The 23,651-nt window shown below is 38.2% G+C and carries 30 protein-coding genes and 3 pseudogenes; 25 read left to right on the plus strand and 8 right to left on the minus strand.

Going from position 1 to position 23,651, the window contains the following annotated elements:
* The first annotated feature begins 337 nt into the window (after window positions 1-337).
* The 6 genes and pseudogenes from A3M5_RS0101465 (at window position 338) to A3M5_RS0101495 (ending at window position 6,306) form a co-directional block, all read left to right on the plus strand.
* On the plus strand, window positions 338-1,117 hold the full coding sequence (locus A3M5_RS0101465; RefSeq protein ID WP_018391977.1) for an IclR family transcriptional regulator: 780 nt from the start codon (window positions 338-340) through the stop codon (window positions 1,115-1,117).
* Between the two features lie 53 nt (window positions 1,118-1,170).
* A complete protein-coding gene (locus tag A3M5_RS0101470) occupies window positions 1,171-2,058 on the plus strand; it encodes an acetaldehyde dehydrogenase (acetylating) (protein WP_018391978.1) in 888 nt (295 codons plus the stop codon).
* A gap of 24 nt (window positions 2,059-2,082) precedes the next feature.
* On the plus strand, window positions 2,083-3,105 hold the full coding sequence (gene dmpG, locus A3M5_RS0101475; protein ID WP_018391979.1) for a 4-hydroxy-2-oxovalerate aldolase: 1,023 nt from the start codon (window positions 2,083-2,085) through the stop codon (window positions 3,103-3,105).
* A gap of 346 nt (window positions 3,106-3,451) precedes the next feature.
* Window positions 3,452-4,861 carry a GntP family permease gene (locus tag A3M5_RS0101480; RefSeq protein WP_018391980.1) on the plus strand — a complete coding sequence of 470 codons (1,410 nt, stop codon included), beginning with the start codon at window positions 3,452-3,454 and terminating at the stop codon, window positions 4,859-4,861.
* Window positions 4,862-5,125: 264 nt separating this feature from the next.
* Window positions 5,126-5,679 (plus strand): annotated as a pseudogene (locus A3M5_RS24195) (SDR family NAD(P)-dependent oxidoreductase); the annotation flags it as partial.
* 99 nt (window positions 5,680-5,778) lie between these two features.
* Complete coding sequence (locus A3M5_RS0101495) at window positions 5,779-6,306, plus strand: thioredoxin domain-containing protein (protein WP_018391981.1); 528 nt, start codon at window positions 5,779-5,781, stop codon at window positions 6,304-6,306.
* A 117-nt stretch (window positions 6,307-6,423) separates the two neighbouring features.
* Here the strand turns inward: A3M5_RS0101495 and A3M5_RS0101500 are convergent, their stop codons facing one another.
* On the minus strand, window positions 6,424-6,702 hold the full coding sequence (locus A3M5_RS0101500) for a hypothetical protein (RefSeq protein ID WP_018391982.1): 279 nt from the start codon (window positions 6,700-6,702) through the stop codon (window positions 6,424-6,426).
* 359 nt (window positions 6,703-7,061) lie between these two features.
* Here A3M5_RS0101500 and A3M5_RS0101505 point away from each other — a divergent pair, with 359 nt between their 5' ends.
* From A3M5_RS0101505 to A3M5_RS0101530, 6 genes and pseudogenes are all read left to right on the plus strand, one after another.
* On the plus strand, window positions 7,062-8,150 hold the full coding sequence (locus A3M5_RS0101505) for an N-acetyltransferase DgcN family protein (RefSeq protein WP_018391983.1): 1,089 nt from the start codon (window positions 7,062-7,064) through the stop codon (window positions 8,148-8,150).
* Window positions 8,147-9,265, plus strand: coding sequence for an alanine/ornithine racemase family PLP-dependent enzyme (locus tag A3M5_RS21985; RefSeq protein WP_018391984.1), 1,119 nt, complete (start codon window positions 8,147-8,149; stop codon window positions 9,263-9,265). Before A3M5_RS0101505 ends, A3M5_RS21985 begins: the two co-directional genes overlap by 4 nt.
* 142 nt (window positions 9,266-9,407) lie before the next feature.
* Window positions 9,408-9,779 carry a hypothetical protein gene (locus tag A3M5_RS0101515; RefSeq protein WP_018391985.1) on the plus strand — a complete coding sequence of 124 codons (372 nt, stop codon included), beginning with the start codon at window positions 9,408-9,410 and terminating at the stop codon, window positions 9,777-9,779.
* Window positions 9,766-10,310 (plus strand): annotated as a pseudogene (locus A3M5_RS21990) (RNA polymerase sigma factor). The gene A3M5_RS0101515 and the pseudogene A3M5_RS21990 overlap by 14 nt, the downstream one beginning before the upstream one ends.
* Window positions 10,288-10,479 (plus strand): hypothetical protein, encoded by a 192-nt coding sequence (locus A3M5_RS21995; protein WP_068981741.1) that lies wholly within the window; start codon window positions 10,288-10,290, stop codon window positions 10,477-10,479. Before A3M5_RS21990 ends, A3M5_RS21995 begins: the two are co-directional and overlap by 23 nt.
* Before the next feature lie 100 nt (window positions 10,480-10,579).
* Entirely contained in the window at window positions 10,580-10,801 is a 222-nt protein-coding gene (locus tag A3M5_RS0101530; protein WP_018391987.1) for a helix-hairpin-helix domain-containing protein, read from the plus strand.
* Window positions 10,802-11,179: 378 nt separating this feature from the next.
* Here A3M5_RS0101530 and A3M5_RS23975 read toward each other — a convergent pair whose 3' ends face one another.
* Window positions 11,180-11,335 (minus strand): DUF1540 domain-containing protein, encoded by a 156-nt coding sequence (locus tag A3M5_RS23975; protein WP_018391988.1) that lies wholly within the window; start codon window positions 11,333-11,335, stop codon window positions 11,180-11,182.
* Window positions 11,336-11,416: 81 nt separating this feature from the next.
* Window positions 11,417-11,572 (minus strand): DUF1540 domain-containing protein, encoded by a 156-nt coding sequence (locus A3M5_RS23980; RefSeq protein ID WP_018391988.1) that lies wholly within the window; start codon window positions 11,570-11,572, stop codon window positions 11,417-11,419.
* Window positions 11,573-11,981: 409 nt separating this feature from the next.
* Here A3M5_RS23980 and A3M5_RS0101545 point away from each other — a divergent pair, with 409 nt between their 5' ends.
* The gene (locus A3M5_RS0101545; protein WP_018391989.1) at window positions 11,982-12,368 is read left to right on the plus strand and encodes a hypothetical protein; all 387 of its coding nucleotides are present in this window, start codon (window positions 11,982-11,984) and stop codon (window positions 12,366-12,368) included.
* A gap of 91 nt (window positions 12,369-12,459) precedes the next feature.
* Here the strand turns inward: A3M5_RS0101545 and A3M5_RS0101550 are convergent, their stop codons facing one another.
* The 3 genes from A3M5_RS0101550 to A3M5_RS0101560 are packed head-to-tail and all read right to left on the minus strand — an operon-like array spanning window position 12,460 to window position 13,120.
* Window positions 12,460-12,648: an H-type small acid-soluble spore protein gene (locus A3M5_RS0101550; protein ID WP_018391990.1), complete on the minus strand. Its 189-nt coding sequence runs from the start codon at window positions 12,646-12,648 to the stop codon at window positions 12,460-12,462.
* Between the two features lie 29 nt (window positions 12,649-12,677).
* Window positions 12,678-12,836, minus strand: a complete 159-nt coding sequence (locus tag A3M5_RS25065) for a YfhD family protein (protein WP_018391991.1) — start codon at window positions 12,834-12,836, stop codon at window positions 12,678-12,680.
* A gap of 53 nt (window positions 12,837-12,889) precedes the next feature.
* A complete protein-coding gene (locus A3M5_RS0101560; RefSeq protein WP_018391992.1) occupies window positions 12,890-13,120 on the minus strand; it encodes a thiol-disulfide oxidoreductase DCC family protein in 231 nt (76 codons plus the stop codon).
* 263 nt (window positions 13,121-13,383) lie between these two features.
* Between A3M5_RS0101560 and A3M5_RS0101565 the strand changes: the two genes are divergently transcribed.
* The 3 genes and pseudogenes from A3M5_RS0101565 (at window position 13,384) to A3M5_RS0101575 (ending at window position 15,900) form a co-directional block, all read left to right on the plus strand.
* Window positions 13,384-14,553 (plus strand): glucose-1-phosphate adenylyltransferase, encoded by a 1,170-nt coding sequence (locus A3M5_RS0101565; RefSeq protein ID WP_018391993.1) that lies wholly within the window; start codon window positions 13,384-13,386, stop codon window positions 14,551-14,553.
* Between the two features lie 137 nt (window positions 14,554-14,690).
* Window positions 14,691-14,940 (plus strand): annotated as a pseudogene (locus tag A3M5_RS24200) (zinc ribbon domain-containing protein); the annotation flags it as partial.
* A gap of 210 nt (window positions 14,941-15,150) precedes the next feature.
* Window positions 15,151-15,900: an NADPH-dependent oxidoreductase gene (locus A3M5_RS0101575; protein WP_018391994.1), complete on the plus strand. Its 750-nt coding sequence runs from the start codon at window positions 15,151-15,153 to the stop codon at window positions 15,898-15,900.
* Between the two features lie 116 nt (window positions 15,901-16,016).
* On the opposite strand, the gene A3M5_RS0101580 is transcribed toward A3M5_RS0101575, so the two are convergent.
* Window positions 16,017-16,343, minus strand: coding sequence for a winged helix-turn-helix transcriptional regulator (locus A3M5_RS0101580; protein ID WP_018391995.1), 327 nt, complete (start codon window positions 16,341-16,343; stop codon window positions 16,017-16,019).
* A gap of 143 nt (window positions 16,344-16,486) precedes the next feature.
* On the opposite strand from A3M5_RS0101580, the gene A3M5_RS0101585 reads away from it, so the two are divergent.
* From A3M5_RS0101585 to A3M5_RS0101620, 7 genes are all read left to right on the plus strand, one after another.
* On the plus strand, window positions 16,487-16,894 hold the full coding sequence (locus tag A3M5_RS0101585; RefSeq protein ID WP_018391996.1) for a DoxX family protein: 408 nt from the start codon (window positions 16,487-16,489) through the stop codon (window positions 16,892-16,894).
* 16 nt (window positions 16,895-16,910) lie between these two features.
* Window positions 16,911-17,759, plus strand: coding sequence for a VOC family protein (locus tag A3M5_RS0101590; protein WP_018391997.1), 849 nt, complete (start codon window positions 16,911-16,913; stop codon window positions 17,757-17,759).
* A gap of 22 nt (window positions 17,760-17,781) precedes the next feature.
* Window positions 17,782-18,852, plus strand: coding sequence for an LLM class flavin-dependent oxidoreductase (locus A3M5_RS0101595; RefSeq protein ID WP_018391998.1), 1,071 nt, complete (start codon window positions 17,782-17,784; stop codon window positions 18,850-18,852).
* A 244-nt stretch (window positions 18,853-19,096) separates the two neighbouring features.
* Entirely contained in the window at window positions 19,097-19,318 is a 222-nt protein-coding gene (locus A3M5_RS22000) for a hypothetical protein (RefSeq protein ID WP_018391999.1), read from the plus strand.
* Window positions 19,319-19,716: 398 nt separating this feature from the next.
* On the plus strand, window positions 19,717-20,130 hold the full coding sequence (locus A3M5_RS22005) for a hypothetical protein (RefSeq protein ID WP_018392001.1): 414 nt from the start codon (window positions 19,717-19,719) through the stop codon (window positions 20,128-20,130).
* Window positions 20,123-20,566 carry a LysR family transcriptional regulator substrate-binding protein gene (locus A3M5_RS22010; RefSeq protein WP_018392002.1) on the plus strand — a complete coding sequence of 148 codons (444 nt, stop codon included), beginning with the start codon at window positions 20,123-20,125 and terminating at the stop codon, window positions 20,564-20,566. Before A3M5_RS22005 ends, A3M5_RS22010 begins: the two co-directional genes overlap by 8 nt.
* Window positions 20,567-20,723: 157 nt before the next feature.
* Window positions 20,724-21,362, plus strand: a complete 639-nt coding sequence (locus tag A3M5_RS0101620) for an HD domain-containing protein (protein WP_018392003.1) — start codon at window positions 20,724-20,726, stop codon at window positions 21,360-21,362.
* Window positions 21,363-21,534: 172 nt separating this feature from the next.
* Here A3M5_RS0101620 and A3M5_RS0101625 read toward each other — a convergent pair whose 3' ends face one another.
* Complete coding sequence (locus A3M5_RS0101625; protein WP_018392004.1) at window positions 21,535-21,765, minus strand: hypothetical protein; 231 nt, start codon at window positions 21,763-21,765, stop codon at window positions 21,535-21,537.
* Between the two features lie 268 nt (window positions 21,766-22,033).
* Between A3M5_RS0101625 and A3M5_RS0101630 the strand changes: the two genes are divergently transcribed.
* Together A3M5_RS0101630 and A3M5_RS26755 are read left to right on the plus strand one after the other, a co-directional pair.
* Complete coding sequence (locus A3M5_RS0101630) at window positions 22,034-22,282, plus strand: SDR family NAD(P)-dependent oxidoreductase (protein WP_018392005.1); 249 nt, start codon at window positions 22,034-22,036, stop codon at window positions 22,280-22,282.
* A gap of 298 nt (window positions 22,283-22,580) precedes the next feature.
* Window positions 22,581-23,579: a hypothetical protein gene (locus A3M5_RS26755; RefSeq protein WP_018392006.1), complete on the plus strand. Its 999-nt coding sequence runs from the start codon at window positions 22,581-22,583 to the stop codon at window positions 23,577-23,579.
* Window positions 23,580-23,651 lie beyond the last annotated feature (72 nt).

Genomic DNA, 23,651 nt, shown 5'->3' on the forward strand with positions numbered 1-23,651 from the left:
CGTTGATACGATCTTTTTTGAATTTTCTTTCTGGTTTTATACAATTTGAGATTATTTAAAATAATTTTGATGAGCCTAATTTCTTAAAAGAAATAGGCTCTTTTTTATTTGAAAATTAAGGTAATTATTATAATATTTGATGATTATTTTAAAAAAGACTGACAAAATTAAGAATTTCCGCTTATTCAACCTGAATATTGTCTCTTTCACATCACTTAAATTTAATTGGTTTGTTTTTAAATATATTGACATCATTATTAATGAGAGTTAGTATAAAAACATTCATTAGATAAAATACGAACGCTATTCGACAATGACGAATGAAAGAGGGATGGGAATGTCTGAACGTTTAATTCAATCGATTGAAAGAGCAGCTGATGTCCTTGAATTGTTTCTGACTTCTAAATCAGAACTAAGTGTCAAAGAGATTAGTCAGAAACTAAACCTATCAAAAAGCACAGTTCACGGTATAATCAAGACTTTGGAACATAGAGGATACCTTCAACAAAACCCAGATGATTTGAAGTATAAATTGGGGATCAAACTTTTTGAACTTGGCAATTTAGTGGGTAAAAATCTTGAGATTGGAAAAATTGCAAGACCAATTATTAGGGATCTAGTGGTTGAACTTAATGAAACTGTTCACTTAGTTACGTTACAGCGTGATGAAGTTATTTACATTGAAAAAGTAGAAGGACCTAGAGCCCTTACAATTTACTCGCATATAGGAAAAAGAGCTCCATTTCATTGTACAGGTGTTGGAAAGGCGATCCTTGCCTACTTAAGTGAAAAAGAGGTTGATCGGATTTTATCATCCGTAATTTTGGAATCGTTTACGGAGTACACGATGACGAATAGAGAGGATATTAAAAATCATTTACATTCCATACGGGAGAAAGGCTATGCTGTTGATGATGAAGAGATAGAGTTAGGGCTTAAATGTATAGCTGCTCCAATATTTGATCATCAAGGAAATGTAATCGCTTCAATAAGCTGTGCCGCACCTAAAATGAGGCTTGACGAAAATCGGCTTCCTAAGGTAATAGAGGGAATTAAAAGAGCTGCATCTGAGATTTCAACTTATTTAGGTTATAAAGATGACATTCATCTAAATTGAAGCGAGTACAGAGTGATTATAAAAATACATTTAAATGTAGGAGGAGAATTATTTTGTCAAAAGTTAAAGTTGCCGTCCTTGGCTCAGGGAATATAGGTACAGATTTAATGATAAAACTTGGACGCTCTGAATTATTAGAGTTGACTGCTGTGATTGGGATTGACCCACAATCAGACGGATTACGCCGTGCAAGAAAATTAGGTTATGCAGGGGTTGATACTGGGATAGATGGTTTTCTGGCAGATCCAGAATTAGATGCTGACATCGTCTTCGATGCAACTTCAGCAAAAGCCCATCTCTATAATGCAAAAGTGTTAAAAGAAGCAGGAATAAAAGTAATTGATATGACACCTGCAGCTGTAGGACCATTAGTATGTGCTGCAGTAAACATCGAAGCCCATCTAGATAAAGACAATATCAATCTAATTACTTGTGGTGGTCAGGCGACAATCCCGATGGTCCATGCCGTAAACCAAGTGGCTCCAGTAGAATATGCGGAAATCGTTGCGACGATTGCTAGTAAGAGTGCAGGACCTGGAACACGTGCAAATATTGATGAATTTATCGAAACGACTTCACGTGCCATCGAAGAGGTTGGTGGCGCAAAAAGAGGAAAAGTGATTATGATCTTAAACCCTGCAGAACCTCCAATTATGATGCGTGATACAGTGTATCTGCTTGTAGAAGAAGAAAAAATGGACGAAGAAGCGATTCGACAATCCATTGATGAAATGGTTAAAGTTGTTCAATCATATGTCCCAGGTTACCGCGTCCGCACTGAACCTACTTTCGATGGAAATAAAGTAACCATTTACCTTGAAGTAGAAGGTGCAGGTGATTACCTGCCTAAATATTCAGGAAACCTTGATATCATGACATCGGCCGGTGTTAAAATCGCAGAAGCGTTCGCTAAAAAACTATTAACGAAAGAAACAATTTGAATTGTAGAAAGGGGTAAATAAAGAATGACGAATAAACGAGATCTTTTAATTACAGAGGTTGCATTGCGAGATGGAAGCCATGCGATCAACCATCAATATACTGTAGATCAAGTACTTAAAATAACAAAAGCATTGAATGATGCAAATGTCCCTTATATTGAAGTATCTCATGGAGACGGGTTAGCTGGGTCATCATTACAATATGGTCTTTCACGTACAAATGAAATGGAATTAATCGAAGCAGCGGTTTCCGTGGCAGATACGTCCAAAATTGCTGTTCTGCTGTTACCGGGTATTGGTACTTTACGCGAATTAAAAGAAGCAGCTGATTTAGGGGCAAAAATGGCTCGTATCGCAACACATGTAACAGAAGCTGATGTGGCTCCACAACATATTGCCTATGCAAAAGAACTCGGTATGGAAACAGTTGGTTTTTTAATGATGAACCATATGGCTCCAGTTGACAAATTAGTTGAACAAGCAAAATTAATGGAAAGCTATGGAGCCGATACTGTCTATGTAGTAGATTCAGCAGGTTATCTACTTCCAAATCAAGTTCGCGAACGAATTCGTGCACTTAAACAGTCTGTAGGCATTAATGTAGGTTTCCACGCTCATAACAATTTATCTCTTGCGATGGCAAATACGCTAGTTGCAATTGAAGAAGGTGCTACTCGTATTGATGGCAGTGTTCGCTGCTTAGGAGCTGGAGCCGGTAATACGCAAACAGAAGTCCTTGTGGCTGTTCTGGAACGGATGGGCATTCAAACAGGGATAGATTTATATAAAATGATGGATTTAGCGGAAGACATTGTTGCACCCATTTTGCAAGTGCCACAAGAAATTACAAAAGATAGCCTAACACTCGGTTATGCGGGTGTATATTCAAGCTTTGCTCTCCATGCGAAACGTGCTGCCGAAAAATTCGGTGTTGACTCACGGGATATTTTACTTGAATTAGGAAAACGTAAAGTGGTTGGAGGACAAGAGGACATGATTGCGGAAGTTGCCGCGGAAATTGCAAAAAACAAGAATAAAATCGTTTAAAGCTAAAATAGTCGGATTTTTGAAACCGCTCTAGCCTAAAAGAATAGTAGATTATGATATTGAGATGAAATGGGACAATCAATCATATTTCGTATACAACTAAGAGTTGGTGGAAGCGGCAAGTAACAATGCTCACTTCCATCAATCATGCAATGACAATGATCTATATTTTTTTTGGTTATTATTGAAAGCGCTTCATAGTTTTGCAGAGTGATAGATAGTCTCTCACTTTCATTGATAATTCCGCAGAAAATGGGAGACCTATAACTTTAAATATCGTGCCGGACCTCTTTAGTATAGATAGCTGTTTTTTAGATGAGAATTTTAGAAGTAGAGGAGAAATTTTATGGAATTAGTAATTATTCTTTTAGCACTCGCCATGTTAATGTTTATAGCCTATAAAGGTTTTTCAGTTATCATTTTTGCTCCACTTTGTGCATTATTTGCTGTATTTTTAACAGATCCAAGTTGGCTTCTTCCATTTTATTCAAATGTTTTTATGGCGAAAATGGTTGAATATATTCAATTATATTTCCCGATTTTCCTTTTAGGGGCTATTTTCGGTAAAGTTGTAGAAATGTCAGGACTTGCTAGCTCTATTGCATCTACTATTATTAAGGTAGTTGGACAAAAAAGAGCAATGTTAACAATCGTTTTATTAGCCGCAATTCTTACTTATAGTGGAATTAGTTTAGTGGTTGTAGCATTCGCAGTTTATCCTTTTGCAAGACATTTATTTAGACAATCAAATATTCCTAAACGTTTAATTCCAGGAACAATCGCACTAGGTTCATTTACATTTACAATGGACGCACTTCCAGGTTCACCACAAGTGCAAAACGTAATACCAACGACGTTTTTCAAAACAAATATTTATTCCGCACCTACACTTGGGATAATTGGTGCAATCTTTATCTTCACTCTTGGTATGTGGTATTTAGAAAATCGTCGTAAAAAAGCTGAACAAGCTGGAGAAGGTTATGATTGTTTTGGAACGATCAAAGAAGAAGACCAAACAGAAGTTTCTTTGAATGAAAACGAAAGCATAGCTCACAGAATTTTCGCATTTGTTCCAGTAGTATTAGTAGCTGTTTTAAATAAAGTTTTTACTACTTTAATTCCAAAGTTTTATCCTGATGGCTTTGATTTCTCTGCAATTGGATTAAGTTTTACAAACATAGAAACAGCAAAAGTTATAGGTATTTGGTCAGTTGAAATAGCACTTCTTTGTGGTATTATTGCAACTATTTTATATAATAGAAAACCAGTTATTATGGATTTCAAAGACGGTATGAAAGTAGGGGTTGCCGGTGCGCTTCTTGCCATCATGAACTCTGCTACTGAATATGGTTTTGGTGCTGTAATTTCTAATTTACCTGGTTTCGCAATGGCAAGAGACGGAATTGCAAAAGTATTTACTCACCCATTATTAAATGGTGCAGTTACAACGAATATTCTTTCTGCAATCTCTGGTTCAGCTTCTGCTGGTATCGCCATAACACTAGGTATGATGTCTGAAAAATATATTCAATTAGCAAATCAATTTGATATTCCACTTGAAGTAATGCATCGTGTTATTTCAATGGCTTCGGGCGGTATGGATACACTTCCACATAATGGAGCTGTCATTACGTTGCTTGCGATCACTGGTTTAACCCATAAGCAGTCATACCGCGACATTTTCGCCATTACAATCATTAAAACAATCGCTGCTTTCTTTATAATTGCAGTCTATATGTTAACTGGAATTGTTTAATTACACAATTATTGGTTACAGATTATCGATTTTCAGTTAGGGAGGCACTAGCAAGTAGATAAAGTCTGATTTTAGACAAGTCTACTTGCTTTTTTGTAGTCAATAAGAACGGATAATGATTCCCGCTTAAGACTGTTTCTTCTCCCATAAGGAATCGAGTTCTGGGAGGAGGAGGACACTCTCCTGTTCATTTGGATCCGTACGGGCAATCAGGGCCGTACAGGATTCAAATTCATTGGGGTTATATAGAAAGATTTGGAGGGACGAGCGGCATATGCGACGGCTGATGTCTCCTCGTTAGAGCAAGTGGAGCGAGCGGTTGACAAGATAACAAGCGAGCTTGGAACGGCTGATATTTTAATTAACAATGCTGGAATAGGGAAGTTTGGCTCCTTTATGGACATCGATCCAAAAGACTGGAAAACGGTGATTGATGTAAACTTAATGGGCGTTTATTATGTGACACGTACCGTTTTGCCTCAGCTTCTTGAAAAAATAAGGGAGATATTATCAACATTTCCTCGACGTCAGGGCTAAGAGGTACAGCTGGTTCAAGTGCTTATAGTGCGTCTAAATGCGGTCTTCTTAGTCTGACCGAATCGTTGGCACAAGAAGTACGCAAACACAATATTCGTATTTCTGCCTTAACACCGAGTATGTTCGCGACGGAATTTGTCTCTAAAGAGAACGTTCAGGATCATGATTCGGAGAAGTTTATGCAGCGAGAAAAATTAGCGGACTATATGCTTGCTCAATTAAAATTGCATCCGAGTGTCTTTATTCCGTCTTCCAGTCTTTGGGCAACGAATCCATTTTAATAATGAATATTCTGTAATTTTAATGTTGACAATTTTAGTAAGAATTATTATACTTTGTGAAAATAAGAATTAAATTTTTCTGGAAAGCGAGTGAGAGAGATGACGAATCAGATTGAGAATACACAATTGAGTTTTGGACAAAAAGATGCGCCTGTAAAGGTTGAAGTATTTTTGAATTTAACGTGCCCTTATTGCGCTACATTTTTTGGCATTGCGGAGGATGTTTTAAAAGACTATTTAGATAATGAGCAAGTTGAGTTCATTGTCAAACATTATGACAAGCCGAGAGAGATGCTGCTAAATGGAACGTTAATCAACCTATTCCTCGATTATGAGAATCCTTCGCGCGTAAAAGAAATCTTAAAGGAATTATTTGAAACACAAGGACAATGGGATCAATTGAATAATCAAGAAATCAAAAATGTATTAGCAGAAAAATATCAATTAAAAGAAGTACCGCAAAATACCGAAATTAGCTTGAACGTAACGGCAGAGGCCATCCGCAGAAATGTGAAAATGGTGCCTACTGTTTTTATCAATAACAAAGAATATCAATATCCTACAGAATTATCTGCAGATGAATTGAAAGCTGAAATCGAGGCGGCACTTACGAGTAAAGTAGTATAACTCATTCGCGCTCATTCCCGCGACTACATAATGAGAGCAATAATGACGGTTTAAAAACGCCTAACACAACAAAAAACAGACAAGAGAAATGGACTTTCTCCTGCCTGTTTTTTTTGATTATTTCCACACGTCTTCTGCAATATCTTTAATGAAGTGCAGTTTCGCCCATTGTTGTTCTTCGGTTAAAATGATTCCTTCTTCTGTTGAAGCGAGTGCGCATTGCAGGCTTAAGGCGAGCCGATCAAGCGGCACGTATTGGGACGCTTCTTGAATGTACGTAATGATCTGTTCTTTTTCTTCAAGTTCCCCTGTTTTAGAAGAGACGAGACCGAGTACGACGTTTTTCTCTCCAGTAACAAATTGAAGCGGTGAATCCACGCCTTGTAATCCCCACATAAAATCAAGGTGCCACCAGCTGCCGCTAAGGGTGTTAAGTGGTGGGTAGTTCAAACTTTAACATGTAGGAGCAGAACAAAGAGGGTGAAAAGGGGTTAAACGCTTCTTTTAGTTTGTTCCTAGTTCTATTTCCTATTTTATCCTAGGTCGTAAAGATGGCTTATTATCAAATATGTGGTATACTTAAAATTAAGGAATGGAAAAAATTTGATATTCGAAAAACACCTTACGTGATTAGTGTCTGGGCTGTAAGCCTGCTTGTTGTCTTCTATTATTGTTAAGGTGTTTTTTTGTGTATAAAAATGTAAAATTTCCTCTGATCTGAATGTATAAACCTAAAAAAGGGATGGGGAATTATAATGAGAAAAACGGCCATTATTTATTGTGAAGATCATTTTGGAACGATGGACGGGAAGACCGCCAATGGACTTGTGAGAAGTTCAAGAAAATATCAGATTACTGGAGTCATTGATAGTACGAAGGCTGGGCTAGATGCAGGGGAGTATCTTGAGGGCAAAAAGAATGGAATCCCGATATTCGAAAGCCTTGAGCATGCGATTGAAACATTGGCCTATTTACCAAATCATTTCATTTACGGCATTGCGCCTGCGGAAGCCTTTTTAAAAAAGGATGAAAGAGCGATCGTGATGAAAGCAATGGAACTCAAGATGGATATCGTCAATCCCCTTCATGAATTCTTTACGGAAGACACGGAATTTTTAAATCAATCCATTCAATATGGCGTGACTATTCAAGATATTCGAAAGCCGCCACAAAGTAAGGATTTACATCTTTTTTCAGGAAGAATTTTAGACATTCAAACCCCGATTGTAGCCGTTCTTGGAACAGATAGCGCAGTTGGCAAGAGAACGACCTCTATTATTCTTGAAGCTGCTTTGTTAAAAAAGGGATTGAACGTTGCTTTTGTGGCGACGGGACAAACAGGTATTATCCAAGGAGCTAAATATGGGGTGGCGATCGATGCTATGCCTCTGCAGTTTATGATTGGTGAAATTGAAAATCAAATTATGAAAGCCTATGATGAGGAGCATCCTGACATTATTATTGTGGAAGGCCAAGGCGCTTTAAGTCATCCAGCGTATGTAAGCTCTTGTGGAATTATAAGAGGCTCAAGACCGGGAGCGGTGATCATTCAACATCCTCCGAAACGAAAGAATTTAGGCGATTTTGGCTTTATGAAAATGCCAACGATTAAAAGTGAGATTGAGATAGTCGAAAACTTTTCAAGCTCAAAGGTCATTGCGATTACCATCAACCATGAAAACATGTCAGATGAAGAAATTGAGGATGTTGTGATAGAGTATGAAGACCAATTACAACTTCCAACGACCGATGTTTTAAAGCATGGATGTGACAAGCTCATCTCCAGCATCTTTGAGGCATTCCCAAAAATAGGGGATAAGAAGAATAAAGTGCTAGTCAATTGATTGACCTGATCACACCAAGGATTGAAATTAATCTTGGTAAGCTTGCACATAATGCAGAAAAACTCTTCAATTTGTATGCTTCAAAAGAAATTGGCCTTATGGGTGTGACAAAAGTAGTTTGCGGACAGCCAGAGATTGCAAACGTTCTTGTGAATAAGGGCATTCGTCTGTTAGCAGATTCAAAAATAATAAACCTTAAGAAAATGCGTGATGCCGGTATTCAGGCAGAATTTATTTTATTACGAACACCTGCTTTAAGTGAGATTGAGTTAGTCATAAAATATGCTGATATTAGTATGAATACGGAGATAGCGGTCATGAAGAGTCTTTCAGAAACCGCGATAAGAAACAAAAAGGTGCATAAAATTATTCTTATGATCGAAATGGGTGATTTACGAGAAGGGATCATGCCGCTTGATCTCGATTGGCATGTTCAAGAGGTATTGAAACTTCCAGGAATTAAAATGGTCGGGATTGGGGCCAATTTTTCCTGCTTTGGAGGAGTCAAACCGAATAACGAGAAGATGAGAACGTTATCTTCACTCGCTATCCAAGTGGAGCGAAAATTTGCTTTGCCGCTTCTCTATGTTTCAGGAGGAAATTCAGCCAATTATAATTGGTTTATGACGGCTGAGAATAGAGGGCTTATCAACAATTTAAGATTGGGCGAATCCATATTTTTAGGGAGAGAAACACTTGGTCGTAAAAGAATACCCGAATTATTTACAGACGTTTTCACCTTCATATCTGAGGTCATCGAATCAAAAATAAAGTCATCCGTACCTGATGGAGAAATAGGTCAAAATGCATTTGGAATTTCTCCAACATGGCAAGATCGCGGGCACATTAGAAGAGCCATCCTTGGGGTAGGCATTCAGGATGTGCTCGTGAGTGGACTCATCCCAAAACTGGATATAGATATTTTAGGATCAAGCAGTGACCATACGATTCTTGATGCGAAAAAAGTGGATTTGAAAGTAGGAGACGAAGTAGCATTCAATCTTGACTATGGAGCCCTTCTTTCGGTTATGACTTCACCCTATGTGATGAAAAAATATATTCAACCTATATATGATGAAAGAAAAATAGCTAGGGAGTTTTTGGCGCTACGGTAGAACTCATCATGAACATATGGGTTAGCAGGTAGCATTACACAATTACTACATCCGACAACGGTGTAGTTTTTTTGTATTTAAATGAACCTTTTCGCTTTCTCGTTTGTATAGTCAGTAAAGAAAGGAAATAGGGGATGTTCAAATGGATACAGGTTGGGTGGTTTCACTGATCGTTGCAGGTGTTTTGTTGGTTTCCATTTTAGCAATTGCGATTCCAATGGATCGTAAGTACGTTTTTCGTGAAAATGGTAAAATCAATTATAAGAAAACGAAAATATGTTTAAGATGGAATGTATTCGATACCGTTACGCTTATTCTAGCCATTTATTCGATTGTTTGTGTTCAAGCGCTAAATATGTTCATTTCCTCCGGGGAAACGGTTGAGAATGTTTTCGTACAATTTTTTACAAACCAGGCACAAGTGTGGACACTCGTATCGATTATTTACTTAGTCTCTTGGGTGTCGTTGACGTTAAAATCGATTAAGGAACGTTGGGGAGATGATATTGATTGAACGGGAAGATGAATTAATGATCGCGTATCAAAATGGAGATGATGACGCGTTAGGAGGCATATACAACCTGTTAAAACAGCCTCTTTATTCGTTTATTTTCCGTTATACGAGAGATGAGCAATTAAGCATTGATATCGTTCAAGATTCGTTTGTCAAACTACAACGTTACAAGCATTACTACGATCCAAGTAAAGGGAAATTAAAACCCTATCTTTTTCAAATCGCCTACCGATTAATGATCGCCAAATTAAATCGCTGCAAAAATTACGGACCTATTTGCCTTTTCTCACACCCATTACGAAAGAAGAATTCCATCATGCCGATCGAATGACGATTCAGGAAGCAGTCGCAAAGCTTCCTGACATACAGCGTGCAGTTATTTTACTTTTCTATTATCATGATATGACTCAAAAGGACATGGCCGAAATTCTAGACATTCCGATAGGAACCGTTAAATCACGATTGCACAAGGCGATCCAACGATTAAAAGAAGAATGGGAGAGAGACGATGATGAAACAAGATCCCTTTAAAGAGGAGCCTCATCTGCGCACGAAATTAGATGAATATCACGTGGATGTTCCTGATTTCCCTATGAAACTGAAAAGGAAAAGATGGGAGCGATTGATCAACGTTCTCGCTTCACCTGCAAAAAACCCGCTTGAGCCATTCATTTCAACGACGAATGGGTTCATTTTTTAAAAAATGGCACCAATAGCGGGAACAGCTGCACTTACACTTATACAAGTTTTGATTTTCTTATAAAGTGAAACTTCAATCAGCAATAAAGGGAGGAATCATGATGACAGAGAAGGATCAGGCGAAAGAAAGCGATCTTCCGCCTAGGTTAGCCAAGCCGGCAAGACGAGCGCTTGAAGGGGCTGGATATTTGCGCCTTGAGCAGTTCACGAAGCTCAGTGAAGCCGAGGTTTTGCAGCTGCATGGGATGGGTCCAAAAGCGATGGATCAACTCCGCCGTGCTCTCGCTGATAAAGGTTTATCGTTCGCTAATGATTCAGATTAAAATTTGATGATCAAAACATCAAGTGGTGGAAATCCAATGATACTCCAAGAAGAACGAATTGACTATTATTCAGCAATAGGTAAAGCGGATTAAGGGAATAATGATTCGTTTATCAAGCTCGTTCAACAGGAAGTAGAGAGAAGTTTAGTGACAATGGGGGACATTTTACATCTTTAAACTACCTAACTTAGCAAAGTTTTAAAATGAGTGTGAGTAAAAAAATATGATTGTTTTTATTACCGTCTACTTGACGGAAGTTACTTCGATTTGATATATTAAATACATCAATTAATAATGATAATCTATATCAGTTGATTGGAAATTCTTATATAAAAAAAGTAACCAAAATATTGGCTACTTTAAATTAACCTTACTCTATTAAGCTTCTGGTTTAAATGTTTTGCAGTCTGTTTCTTCAGTAGTAGAAGCTTCTCTGCCATGATGACTTACTACATAAACAGTCTCTGCGTTACACTTATTTCCGGAAGCCCAATATGAACAGTTATTGACTTCACAAAGAACAGTTTGAGCCATAGTATTACACCTCCTTGTTGAATAATATAACAACAGTTTAACTATCGTTCAATTTTAAAAAACGCAAATTGTGTTATTCTATTAAGCTTCTGGTTTAAATGTTTTGCAGTCTGTTTCTTCAGTAGTAGAAGCTTCTCTGCCATGATGACTTACTACATAAACAGTCTCTGCGTTACACTTATTTCCGGAAGCCCAATATGAACAGTTATTGACTTCACAAAGAACAGTTTGAGCCATAATATTACACCTCCTTGTTCAATAGTATAACAACATTTTAACTATCATTCAATTTTAAAAACACAAATTGTTTTAATTTTTTTGAAAAATTAAATTTCGAAGATTATACCAGTTTACTATAGAACTTGTTGAACCAGCAAAGGGAAGGAGGGCAAAGGATTATACCCACTTCTTTCAAGTGATAAAGTGAAGCTCTGTGGAGAGAAATCTCTGTAGAGCTTTTCTGTATTTCTCCTTTTTTATAAATTTTCTTGCTGAAAAGATAAAGAAATCTGATTTCTACCCAACTAGACTAACTTAAATAAGTATTTTAAAAATGTGAAGTTGACAGTGAAAATGAATGACGAAGTACCACTGTTTATGGTCATCAATCATAACCGAATGAGGCTGTGTTTGATGCTTTGAACACATGCCGGAAGACGGAGAATTTCCGAGAGCGATTGCCGATCGAGGTGATGCGCTTCTATTGCTTTATCCTCATAATGAAGGGCGGATTTACGATCGCGCTGCAAATGTTCTGTCATATAGTCCGTATTATTTCCAGGTCGAAGAAACGCGTCTTTGTATTAAAATCGTGGAAGAACAGAAAGAAAAACAGCGGAAAGCCCGCAAAAATGGTGCGGCTTACTTGTTAAGTCTGCCTCAATTGCAGGATCTGTCATTTCGAAAGCCACATAAACCGGGAATGGGAAAAACGATGACGGTCCTCGTGAAAGACAATTACATACAGACAGATGATAACGGCATCGTTGATATGTCAAAAACGATCAAACTGCTGAAACGGCTGGATGTTTGAACAGCTGCTAGACCATTTTGAAGCACAAAGCATTTGTTTTATTTGGAAAACAACCATCCTTTTCAACAAAAAAGGATGGTTGTTTAGTTGCTTAATGTGTGATTTCTTCAAGGTCTTCTATGCCCACTTCGGTCCGTTCTTCTCCCAGCCCGCGTAAATGGACAGTCGCCGTTTTTCCATTGTCATGGATTTCATCAATCCAGACGGAAACACCGTTAAATTGAACTTCCACATTGGATGATGGAGTAGACACAATTTGTTTTGCCCGTACTAATTCCATACGATCTCCTCCTCAGGCGTAACAGCAACTTATTTTTTTCGTGCGTTTTTTCGTTCTTGTTTATTGATTCCATTCAGCTCAGTGGAAAACTCTTCATTCAATTTGTCTGGAAGTATTTTTGAATGTTTTGGTGTTTGTGGCAACGAATTTTTGTTGCGGTTGCCTTTTTTATTCCCGTCTCTTCCCATATCCTATCGTCTCCTTTCGCCTAATTCGAACTCGGGTGCGCGCGTTCCCGTTCCTATAGTATGGGGAGAAGAAATAAAATTATCAGCGGATTTTTCATAAAAATAATGGGAAAAATAACGTACAAGGTATGCTTAGAACGATTCCGGATACTTGGCGGTGGCAGCATACAGCTTTCTTTTTTCCCGAACCATTTATAACGATTCTTGGCAATCCAATCATACACGATATGTCGAATCCGGCTTGGAATAATGATAAAACCATAAAATAAAATTATCGAGTTCATTTTATTCCTCCTAAAAAGAGTAGTGTAGGATTATCATCTTGTTTAGAAGGTCCTTTTTGAGCATCTAAGGGTGGGTTGTAATTCTCTCCCATATTATGTTACCTGGCTGTCCTTTTGTAAAACAGGTTTTTAAAAATTCAGTTGAATAGCTTAGTGGAAGAAATATGTAAACGGTAACAGGTTTACGACAGTTCAAATAGGGTATGCTAAAAAATATGGATATTTTTAGACTTTACAAAAGATAAAAAGGGAGAACTTACAACATGACTAAACAAAAATGTATAGCAATGCTCCTTGCGGGAGGAAAAGGAAGTCGATTAAAACAATTGACTGAAAACATAGCAAAACCGGCAGTGCCATTTGGAGGAAAATATCGTATCATTGATTTTCCTCTTTCCAATTGTGCTCAATCAGGAATTGATACGGTTGGCGTTTTGACTCAATATCAGCCACTCGTGTTAAACTCATATATCGGTATTGGCAGTGCATGGGACCTTGACCGCAGCAATGGCGGGGTAACTGTTCTTCCGCCATACGCTAATTCATCTGAAGTGAAATGGTATTCGGGTACAGCCAATGCCATTTATCACAACTTTGATTATATAAACCAATATGACCCAGAGCATGTGTTAATTTTATCAGGTGACCACATTTATAAAATGAATTATGATTTGATGCTTGATTATCATATGGAGAAAGGAGCCGATGCAACGATATCCGTTATTGAGGTACCGTGGGAGGAAGCAAGTCGTTTTGGCATTATGAAGATAGATGATTCTTATCACGTGACGCGCTTTGATGAAAAACCGAAAAACCCGGCAAGCAATCTTGCGTCAATGGGTATTTACATCTTCAAATGGTCCGTATTGAAAAAATATTTGGAACGGGATGCTCATAATCCAGATTCAACCAATGACTTTGGCAAAGATGTGATTCCAGCAATGCTTGCGGATAAAGAGAAATTGGTTGCTTATCCGTTTAAGGGATACTGGAAAGACGTTGGAACAGTTAAAAGTTTATGGGAAGCAAATATGGATTTGCTGGATCGAGAAAAGAAATTGGATTTATATGACCCTTCATGGCGCATTTATTCGGTTCCTTCCAATCAGCCACCGCAAATTATGGGATATAACGCGGTTGTTAAACATTCGCTTTTAAATGAAGGGTGTATCGTTGATGGAGAAATTCAACATTCGATTGTGTCCCAGGGCGTCGAAGTGGAAAAAGACGCTTTTATGAAAGATTGCGTTATCATGCCAAATGCGCGAATTGGACGTGGATCTTTTATTGAACGGGCAATTGTAATGGAAAATATTTATATACCGGAAAATACAGTGATTTATAATAATTCAGCTGAAATATTGCTGATTACAGAGGCTTTCTTAACGGCACATAAACAGGAATCGGTAAAGTATGAAGAAAAAAGCGGATGACTTCTCCATACTCTATGCTAGAGAATTTCAAAGCTCGTTTCATCTGTGATGATGCAACGGGCTTTTTATTATTGCTTTTTATAAGTATTTTTAAGAAAATATTCTACGAAAGAAGTCTCCCTCTTCAATCGTGTGAAGGGCGTAGCCCAACGATAAACGGATGGGGCATGTTTACGATATTTTTGGATTATAAACTCAAAGAACAAGGGAAACCACTTATTAAAATTGACAAGTGGTTTCCTTCTACAAAAAAAGTGTTCGAGTTGCGGAACAGAGAAGAGTATGCCATTATCCGAACGCACTTACCGATGTTCCTATGGGTATGTGGCAGAACGTGACCACAATTCAGCCATCAACATCAAAGATGAAGGTATTCTGGCGATATGAATAAATGAACACTTGGAACAAGAGGGATAGTTTGGTCCGTTTTCGTTGGCTAGTAAAAGCAGCGATAAGTCGAGAAGTCCCCACTTCAAGTAGACCCTAAGGTTGCTAAGTGGAGGGGTAGTTCACGAAAACATTCTATGTCTAGAAAAGGCGAAATGACGTCAACAAAGTGATAGTATAAAAAGGATTATATAAAGGAGGCAGCATACCATGAACGAAGTGATCAATGTGTTGAACAACCATCGTTCGGTTCGCGATTTTCAACAAAAACCAGTAACGGAAGATCAAATAGAAGCGATGATGAGAGCGGCTATGGCAGCGCCAAATTGGGTGAACGGACAACAGGTGACCATTATCGAAATCCAAAATAAAGAAACGAAGCACCAACTGTCTGTTTTAGCGGGCAATCAAAAATGGGTGAAGGAAGCGCCTGTCTTTTTTGTTTTTTGTTTAGATTTTTATCGGGCAAAGCTGGCAGCGGAAAAAAACAATCGACCATTGGAAATTGTCCATAGTATTGAATTTGCGCTTGTTGGATCGACAGATGTAGGCATTGCGTTATCGAATACGATAGCGACAGCTGAATCGATGAATCTAGGGATTGTTCCAGTTGGGGGGATTCGTAAAGATCCTCAAAAAGTGATTGAACTGTTGGATTTGCCTGAGTATGTTTTTCCTGTGGCGGGTCTTGCGGTGGGGCATCCAGAAAAACGTCCAGATCAGAAACCAAGGCTTCCGATTCGCGCGGTTCATCATAAGGAAAAGTACAATAAAGAACAATTACAACGTGACATGGATGAGTACGATACGGCGTATAGCAGTTATTTAAACGAGCGAACGGATGGAAAAGAGTCGGCGAATTGGTCCGAGAAAACAGCGGCTTTTTATGATACCGGTTTTGAAGCGTACGAAAAAAATGTGCCTCCTGCGTTGAAAAAACAAGGCTTTACATATTGGTAATGTACATTCGATTGTGTAACAAAATAGCTAAATAAGAGAAGAAGGGTTACACATTCGGTTGTTCCGATCGTAACCCTTTTTCTATTGAACAGAATTTTTTAAGGACATGATTCATCTTATTTTTCTATACTCTCTGTTTCCACCCACGACTGAGACCACTTTTCTATTTCTTTCAAAATCGGTTCCAATGAGAACCCTTTTTCCGTTAATGAGTATTCAATGCGAACAGGTGTCTCTGGTATGACATCACGTTTCACAATTCCTTGTTGTTCTAGATCTTTTAATCGTTCTGACAAAACTCTTCCGCTGATCGCAATAGATGATTGGATGGTGCCGAATCGTTGTGGACCGGACAATAATTGATAGATAACCAAAGCCGTCCAGCGCTGACTTAAAAGCGAGATGGCTTTTTCAAATCGCGGACAAATAATGGATTGATTCATGTTCTTTCACTCCTCTATTCCAGTATAACATATTATAATTTGACATTAAGTTATTTTTAACAATAAAATTACTTGACGTAATATGATTATGAAAATATAATAACTTACATAAAGTAACTAATTAAAAAAGGAGAATAAACATCATGAATAAACATGAAGCAGGTACCATTCTTTTGCGTGCAATTTTAGGTTTTACTTTTTTCATTCATGGATTATCCAAGTTTCAGGGGGGAATAAGTAATACGGCTGGCTTTTTCGACAGTATTGGCATTCCAGGGTTTTTAGCTTATGTCGTTGCATTTGTAGAGTTAATCGGTGGTATTGCATTGATACTAGGATTGGGAATACGAATTGTTTCTGTGTTGTTCGTTGTTATTATGCTGGGAGCCATTTTTACAGTGAAACTCTCTGCAGGATTTCTTGGCAATGGTCAAACAGCAGGATATGAACTGGAAATAGCACTGCTCGCTATGTCCATTTATTTTGCTGTTGCAAAGGGCTCTCGCTTCTCACTAGATAACAAATTCTTTCGTTCTGAGGAAGAAAAATAAAACAGGAGGTAATAATATGGGATTTCATCGTAAACCAAATACTTTTGTAGGACATGTAGCGATTAAGGTGCAAAATTTAGATCGTTCTCTTACATTTTATCAAGAGATGATCGGTTTTCAAATTCTTGAACAAACCGAAACAACAGCTAAATTAACGACGGATGGCAAAACGAGTATGTTGTCAATCGAACAATTGGAAAACATTATACCGAAACAAGGAAAGACGACGGGCTTATATCACTTTGCCCTTCTTCTACCTAAACGTTCTGATTTAGCTAAAATTGTGCAACATTTTGCGGAAATCGGTTTGCGATTTGGGTCATCAGACCATCTTGTAAGTGAAGCTCTATATGTATCAGATCCAGATGGAAATCAAATTGAAATCTATATAGACCGCGATCCTTCCGAATGGGATTGGCGTAGCGGTGAAGTGGCAATGGCCGTTGATCCATTAAATTTTGTAGACCTTCTTTCTGGGGGGAAACAGCAGTCATGGAAAAGTTTGCCGGCTGGTACAGTCATGGGACATCTTCATTTACATGTATCCGAATTGAAAAAAACAGAAGAGTTTTATATTCAGGGACTCGGTTTCGAAGTGGTGAACCGATACGGTACTCAGGCACTTTTCATCTCTACGGGTAAATACCATCATCACATCGGATTAAACACATGGAATGGTGTTGGAGCTCCTGTACCTAAGAAGAACAGTGTAGGACTCAACTGGTATACGCTCGTTTTTGCAGATGAAGCAGCGAGAAATAAAGTGATTGAGCAGCTGCGGCAAATAGGCGCTGTCGTGACACAAGAAAACAATGTTTATGTCACGGCTGATCCATCAGGAAATGAAATTCATTTAGTCATATAAAGGCCTATTGGAGGAACGGATAATGAAGGAAGAGCGTGCATTAAACAATTCCGGTTTTGACATCGGTATTTATACGCTTGCCGATATTGGGCCGACTCCTCATACCGGTAAAGAAATCAGTGCAGGGCAGCGTTTGAAAGAAATCATAGAAGCAGCGAAACTCGCTGACGAGGCTGGACTTGATGTTTTTGGGGTTGGTGAACATCACCGTTTAGACTATGCCGTCTCTGCACCGCCGGTTGTCTTGGCTGCTATTGCGCAAGTAACGAAACAGATTAAATTGACCAGTGCCACTACGGTACTAAGTACGGTCGACCCTGTCCGCTTATTCGAAGATTTTGCGACGTTGGATCTGCTGTCAAACGGACGCGCTGAAATCATCGCTGGCCGAGGAGCGTTTGTAGAATCCTTCCCGCTTTTCGGATATAACGTCAATGACTATGACGACTTGTTCGAAGAGAATATTGAGTTGTTTTTAAAGCTAAACAATCATGAGAACATCACGTGGACCGGCCGCTTTCGCCCAGCACTTCGGCATGCAGAGATTGCACCTAGGCCCGCACAAAAGCAACTTCCCCTATGGGTTGGGGTTGGCGGGACTCCTGAGAGTGCTGAACGAGCAGGTAGATTGGGAACCAGGCTGGCTTTAGCGATCCTCGGAGGCGATCCGATTCGTTTCAAGCCTCTTGTTGACATTTATCGCAGGGCAGGCATAGCATCTGGGCACAATGTGAACGATTTGAACATAGGTGTTACTGGGCACGCATACATTGCGGAAACCACTCAGCAGGCAAGAGAAGAATTCTATCCTTACTATTCAAATTATTGGGGATATGTAAATAGTCAACGAGGAATGAGTACACGTATGTCCCGAGCTGATTTCGAGCAGATGTCGAGTCCAGATAGCGCGTTATTCGTTGGCAGTTCACAGCAAATTATTGAAAAGGTTATGCATCAATACGAATTGTTCGGGCATCAGCGATTTATGGCTCAGATGGACATAGGTGGGATGCCTTTTAATAAAGTCGCCAAAAACATTGAACGATTAGCAACAGAAGTCGCTCCGGTCTTGAGACGGGAAATAAGCAAGTGATCATGATAGAAAATGATGAAAGGAAAGGAACTGCAAGGTATTTGTAGGTTCCTTAAACCTATTTTAGTGAGAATATACTGGGAAAAGCTTGTGAAAGAAAGTACTTAAACTAACGGGACAAGATACTTGAAGAAGGAAAAATTTTGGCTTCAAATTTAGCACTAAGTCATATCAATAAATGATTATATATGATTGATTTATCTATCCTAATTACGGCTTCCACTCAGTCTGGAAGCCGGTTTTTTTGATTCAATTAAAAAACTTGAATCGTTTTGTTATTCTGTTTTCTCTAATAGGTGAGAAAAAGAAACAAAAAATCGTTTCGCTTAGTAATGAAGTGCTTGAAAATATGGGGGATACGGAGCACTTAAAACGCGAAGACCAACTCGATCTTCTTCAAACGATGGATGAAATCGAGGAAAAGTATAAAACCGTTCTGCTGTTGCGTTTTGGGAAGCAGTGCTGAAATTGACGAGGAAGGTAATGAAACGATCAATGAATTTAAACCGTATGAAGGGGCTGATGTCGAATTTGAAAGCTTTACAGTGACGATCCCTTGAACGACTCCCACTTAGCAAGGCTAGAAAAGGCGTATTTCTTGTACAAAGAAATGTGTCTTTTTTAGTTATTATTGTGAACTTAATGAGAAATCTGTTTGGTAGTAGGGTGGGGGATTTGTCTATAAATCGGTGCCAATTGACTGTAAACGTGACATGGCTGCTTCAAAATTGCACCCAACGCTTTTTTAATAATGTTAATAAAATGGGCCAAAAATCAACAGCGTTATTTAACAGATCCTTTGAATAAATAAAAATATACAGGGCAAGTCTTGTAGTAAGAATTATTATAAAAGGAGATGAAGACATGTTTTCATTGCGCGGTGATGTTCATAAAATTTATCTACGGCTAAAAAAGGTATCTGGGGAGGATCAGTCTTTTAATCAGATGAAGGAACTGATGGAAATTGATGAAATTCAGCGTCTTTATCAATCGATTGATAGCAGTATATTAAAAAAAATACTTTATCGTATGATTAAAGAAAAAACGGGTTCGGGGACTATTCCTATTTATGTCTCTGCCGTCCCGTGGCTTTGTTTTCTGTTTGCTAAACAGTTGCAACAATTTCTTTTCGATGAAGGGAGCTTGCTTTGGGTTTTTTTTGTTTTCATTTATATTACGATCCTTTTTATCAGTGTCATTCTTCACTTTCATGAAAAATCATGGGCGGCTGTTCATATAGAAATCATTCAAGATATATTAGAGAAAAGAAATGAATAATCCTTTTACGGCCTCCACTCAGTCTGGAAGCCGATTTTTTTGGTTCAATTTAAAAAACTTGAATCGTTTTGTTATTTTATTTTCTCTAAAATGTAGAAATTTATTGGACCAAACATGTATATCTGCTCAAATTAATTTATATCCAAAAATTGAAACATCGAGCATTGAATCTTTGTTTGAGTTGGTTAAAAGTGGATTTGGATTAACGATTGTATCTAAAACTCTACTGGATATGTATGCGGATCGTGAGTTATCAATTATTCCTATCGTCCAACCATGCATTAGTCGAGAAGTGAGTCTAGTTTTACGTAAAGACAAATTTGTTGGATTTGGAACGAGAAAATTCATTGAGTTGCTTACCAATGAAATTATTAAGTTGAGATTCCCAATTACTGAAAAAAGTAAAGAGCAAATTAGAGAATTAACCACCATATAGTGCTTACAAAACTGAATATGAAATGGCTACATATCATAGATGTTGTCTATGATATGTATAGAAACCATAGTATTGTTATATAGTAGATGTGTTTATATAATCTAGTTAATCTTCTGAGCTAACTGAAGATTAACTAGATTATAGGAGGATACGGACTATGGTAAAAAATATTGCAGGAATTAAAATTCCTGATAGTAAAATGGCTATTGAAGCAGCAGATTTACTTCGTGAATATGGATCAGATTTGCTGTGGAATCATTCTAATCGTGTTTATCTATTTGGGGCAATACAAGGACAGGAAGCAGGTTTGAAGTATGATTTGGAATTACTTTATATTAGCGCTTTATTTCATGATTTAGGGCTTACAGAAAAATATAGTAGTCCGGATAAACGATTTGAAGTTGATGGGGCTAACGCTGCTCGTAGTTTTCTTCAGCAACATCATATTGATAATGAATCAATAAGACTGGTATGGGATGCAATTGCACTTCACACAACAATCGGAGTTGCTGAGCATAAAGAATCGGAAGTTGCATTACTTTATTCTGGAGTAGGACTTGATGTTATGGGAGACGGTTATAAGGAGTTTCCTGAAAAATTACGTGAAGAAATAGTAACTGCTTTCCCACGAGATAATTTCAAGAAGAAAATTCTACCTGCTTTCCTTGAAGGTTTTAAACATAAGCCTGAGACAACGTTTGGAAATATAAAGTCAGATGTTTGTGAGCTTCTTCTTCCTGATTATAAGCGCCCAAGTTTTTGTGATTGTGTTTTACATTCTCCTTGGAACGAATAAATAATACATTAAAGGATGTACTTTGCTCATACGCTATTGTTTTCACAACATGATGCAGCGCGAAAAAGGATAGATCCAAGCAGACTATACCCGCTTGGATCTATCCTCTTTTTTCGTCTTTGATATCGTCATATTGTTAGTAAGCTATTTGCCGACCACTTTAGAGAAGTTCTTATCTTTTATTCTTGAGACGAATGACCTCTTGCTGAAGCCAATCTTCAAACACTAACCAATTCTCTTCTGCTGGACGCGTCAAGAATTCCTGGTAGCAAATGGAGTGGAGACCAGAGAGCATTCCATATGTTATTCCTTTATTAAATTCATCCTCTTGCTGCGTGTCCAATTCCCGAGACTTCATCCATTTTTCAATTAAGTGGACCTTTGCTTTTTCGTATTCTGTCATCCTTATACCCCCAGTTTATCCGTTTTGTTCACGAGTTCATTTTACCATATGACGATCAAAATACTCCACTCCTAATGACTAGGGGAACCATGAATGCTACCCCATTTTTAGTTGTTCAATGTACAGTAGCTGAATGGTTTGACAAACATTTTATTTATAAAACATTGTCAGAAACGTTATTATTTTGGAGTGAATGTGATCGTGTATCGTTCACGTGTATTTGAATACAAAATTATATTATCCGAATGAATAAGGAGAAGTTTTGCAAATGAGTAAACGTTTTGACGGTAAAGCCGTATTAGTGACAGGTGTAGGTTCTGGTTTAGGTCAATCGTCTGCTTTACAAGTCGCAAAAGAGGGTGCAAAACTTTCGTTAGTAGATTTAAATCATGATTCGTTAGAAGAAATGGAAAAAGTTATTTTAGAAGCGGCACCAGAAGCAGAGATCCTTCTCATTACAGCAGATGTGTCAAATGAAGAAGCCGTTCAAAACTATGTGAACGAAACAGTTGGATAGACTACACTGAGTTAGACAAAAAAATAGGGTCAATTAAAATTATATTTAACAAAGTGGGATAAAGTTCGAGAATCCCTATAATTACAAAACCATTATAGTGGTAATCGAATAAGAACTTAAGGATAAGGATCGTTTGAAATTCATTAAACGAACGCAAAACTTAGATTTTAGTTTAAATGTAATCAACATACTTGGTGTCCATCCGATATAGAAGAATAGCCCGAACACATCATGTAATATTACGTAAGATATATTAGCTTCAATAGGAGGAAATATATTATATTAGGAGGTTATTTTTTTGGCTTGTGAACCTTGTGATCAGCTAGTAGACTTTTGTTGTACTTTTATAGTGCCGGAGGGGTTTACCCCAGTACAAAACCCTGATGGGACCTTTAACGCTTCTGTGGCCTTTAACTCGGATTGCTTATTCTGTAACACAGAGACTTGTGAATCAGAAATGACGATCCCTAACCCGTGTCCTCCAGGTAATCCCTTGCTATGCCCAGTTACACTCAACCGCCTTGTCGTACAAGGGTCCATACGTTTCATTTCGTCCCTTGAAGTAATGGATAGCCATGGAAATAGTAGTCACATTTGCTGTCATGGAGAAAGCTGCGTAGACAATATTCTTTTCTACACTTGTCAAAATGTAGATCCGTGTGAAGGCTTTGACTTGGATAACATCGATGTAGTGAACCTATCTGTTGCCCCGGCTAATTGTACAAACGCATGCGACACGATTTTAACGCTTAGTGGTCAATTTGATTTCTGTGTCCCATCAACTGCTACGTTTAGCAATCCTGCAGCTATTACTATTCCAGCCACAGGCACATCGGGTCCAGCAAGTCCTTATCCTTCCGTAATTAATGTCGCTGGCCTAGACGGAACGATCACTAAAGTAACGGCTACCCTTAACGGATTTACCCACACGTTCCCTGCTGATGTCGATGTGATGCTTGTAGCACCGGATGGAACAATGAATACCATTCTTATGTCAGATCCTGATTTCAGCACAGATGTTACCAACCTTACTTTGACATTTGACGATGCGGCAGTAAACTCAGTTCCTTGTAGCGGTACTCTTACTTCCGGCATTTATAAGCCCACTAACTGTTCTGGATCCTCTGACGCCTTCCCGGGACCTGCTCCTGCCCCTAATCCTATTGTTGCATTAAGCAACTTTAATGGTTTAGCCCCGAATGGAATGTGGAGATTGTTTGTTGTAGACAATGCTACTACGGATGTGGGTTCCATCTCTGGAGGTTGGTCCATCACCATCACGACAACGTGCCCGTAAAGAAAAAAAGTAAATAATCTAGCTATATGTGTCATTGGCGTTAAAAATATTCATGTAAAGACTGAAGATTAG

The organism is Bacillus sp. 37MA, assembly GCF_000372765.1.
GTDB lineage: Bacteria > Bacillota > Bacilli > Bacillales > Domibacillaceae > Domibacillus > Domibacillus aminovorans.